The 1,893-nt window shown below is 60.7% G+C and carries 4 protein-coding genes and 1 pseudogene; 1 reads left to right on the top strand and 4 read right to left on the bottom strand.

Translation table 11 applies throughout. The features are described 5' to 3' along the window. Positions 1–94 precede the first annotated feature (94 nt). A pseudogene (locus tag CXY71_RS21585) lies at positions 95–768 on the bottom strand (transposase); the annotation flags it as partial. Between the two features lie 72 nt (positions 769–840). Between CXY71_RS21585 and CXY71_RS22270 the strand changes: the two are divergent. Next, positions 841–966, top strand: a complete 126-nt coding sequence (locus CXY71_RS22270; protein WP_255411368.1) for a hypothetical protein — start codon at positions 841–843, stop codon at positions 964–966. On the opposite strand, the gene CXY71_RS21580 is transcribed toward CXY71_RS22270, so the two are convergent. The 3 genes from CXY71_RS21580 to CXY71_RS20805 form a co-directional block, all read right to left on the bottom strand. After that, positions 924–1,076 (bottom strand): hypothetical protein, encoded by a 153-nt coding sequence (locus CXY71_RS21580; RefSeq protein ID WP_233204302.1) that lies wholly within the window; start codon positions 1,074–1,076, stop codon positions 924–926. The two genes, CXY71_RS22270 and CXY71_RS21580, sit on opposite strands and share 43 nt — an antisense overlap. 41 nt (positions 1,077–1,117) lie before the next feature. Next, positions 1,118–1,360 (bottom strand): hypothetical protein, encoded by a 243-nt coding sequence (locus tag CXY71_RS00160; RefSeq protein ID WP_199184121.1) that lies wholly within the window; start codon positions 1,358–1,360, stop codon positions 1,118–1,120. Between the two features lie 305 nt (positions 1,361–1,665). Beyond that, the coding region (locus CXY71_RS20805; protein WP_158252901.1) for a hypothetical protein at positions 1,666–1,893 on the bottom strand (228 nt) is incomplete at its 5' end.

Genomic DNA, 1,893 nt, shown 5'->3' with positions numbered 1-1,893 from the left:
GTAGGGCTTGGGCATGATGACATCTTTCCAGTGAAGACGAATCTCCACAGGTCAGGAGTCAACCAAACCAGGGGCAGTCCCAAGTATGCATTCCGATACCCGAATGACGATGTTCAGCGTTGTACCAGTCGTAGAATTCGGAGCAGAATGAGCGTGCCTCGGCGAGGCTGGAGAACCGGTCGGGAAACTCGGGCCGGTACTTCAGAATTGTGAAATGCGACTCGCTGAATGGATTGTCGTTACTCGTATGTGGGCGGGAGTGCGACTTGGTCACGCCCAAGTCAGCGAGCAGAAACGCGACAGGTTTCGACGCCATCGAGGAGCCGTTGTCGGAGTGGATCGTCAGCTGATCTCGACGAATGTTCTGCTTCTCGATCGTGTCGAACAGGAGCCGCTCGGCGAGCTCGTGAGATTCCCGGTCGCGACCATCCAGCCGACGACGTACCGAGAGTAAATGTCGATAATCGTGTAGAGATGGAAGTACGACCATGTGGCTGGGCCCTTGATTTTCGATATGTCCCACGACCAGGTCATATTGGGGCCTGTGGCGATGAGTTCGGGCTTGACGCGGGCGGGGTGTTCGGCCTGGGCACGACGTTCACCGGTCTCGCCGTGGGCGCGGAGCAGGCGATACATCGTCGCCACCGAGCAGAGGTAGGTGCCCTCGTCGAGGAGGATCGCCTGGATCTCTGCCGGTGCTTTGTCCACGAACCGACTCGAGCGCAGCACCTTGAGCACGGCAGCGCGTTCCAGCTCGGTCAGTGCCCGTGGCTGCTTGGTCGGTTTCGGCCGCGGTCGAAGCGCTGAAGGCGGCCGTGGCGCGCGGGGATGGCGGCGGTAGTGCGTCGCCCGGGACCGGCCCACGGCCTGGCACGCGTCCCTCGTGCCGATGAGCGCGACAAGGGCGGTGATGGTGACGTCGATTATTTCTCGGTGCTCGTCGCGCTGCTGTTGGTCGAGAGCTGATCCAACAGAGCCGAGAGTGTTCCCTGGATAGCGATCACCTGCCTCGCCGTATCCAACTCGCCCGACAAGCGCAGATTCTCCTTCCGCAGCCGGGCGGCGTCCTTCTCCACAGCACTGGCCGGCGGCGCGCTGACCGGCCGTGCCAAGGCCTCTAAAACGCCCTTATCGCGCTGGTCACGCCATGCACTGACCAAGGAGGTGAGAGCTTTTCACGGCGAAGCAGCGCGCCGCGCTCCTGCCGACCGAGGCGATCATACTCGGTGAGAATGTCGCGTTTGTACTTGGCTGTGTAGGTCCGCCGTTTCGGGCGCTCAGGGACTTGGGGATCGGGAACATCTTCCATCCCTACAGCCTGCCCCGTCGAGCTGGACTCTGTCATTACGGTGTTCGTCAAGGGAACTCCTTCCCCGCCTTCTACAACACTATTCGGGACGATCCCGGTGCCTTACACAAGGTTGACAGAGAGGGGCCCACGTTCACGCGTTGGATGGATGATTGTGCGATTTCTCTCCAGTGCATCGCACTGTGTGCATCGGTCGCTGGAATTTGGTCAGCGCGACATTGGACGCGATGGGCGAGAAGTCTCGGGTCGTCGCACCCGGTTACGACTACGAATGTGATGATGACGTAGATTCCGCAAATCAGTTCAATCATTCGATGAGTCGTTTCTGCTGCGATGTCGCATTGGTCGAGCGCCTCCTAGTCAGCGAGACTCCCCGCTGCATCGACGATCACCATGATGTGACGAAGGGTCGTCCATTGCTTGCAGGCAACGACGGACGCCTGGGCCTGGCGCCGTATAGCCGTTTTGAATGCACGCCGTGTTGTGGCGGAGGTGGCATCCAATCCGATCACCGCAGCCTCGATGTACCGCCCAGCGGTGTCGGTCGGCAGCAGAGCCGCTGGATCGGATTGCAGCGCACCGAG

Origin of the sequence: Cryobacterium sp. Y62 (genome assembly GCF_002929785.1) — a bacterium.
Taxonomy (GTDB): domain Bacteria; phylum Actinomycetota; class Actinomycetes; order Actinomycetales; family Microbacteriaceae; genus Cryobacterium.
This window is presented reverse-complemented; position numbering and strand designations above follow the sequence as displayed.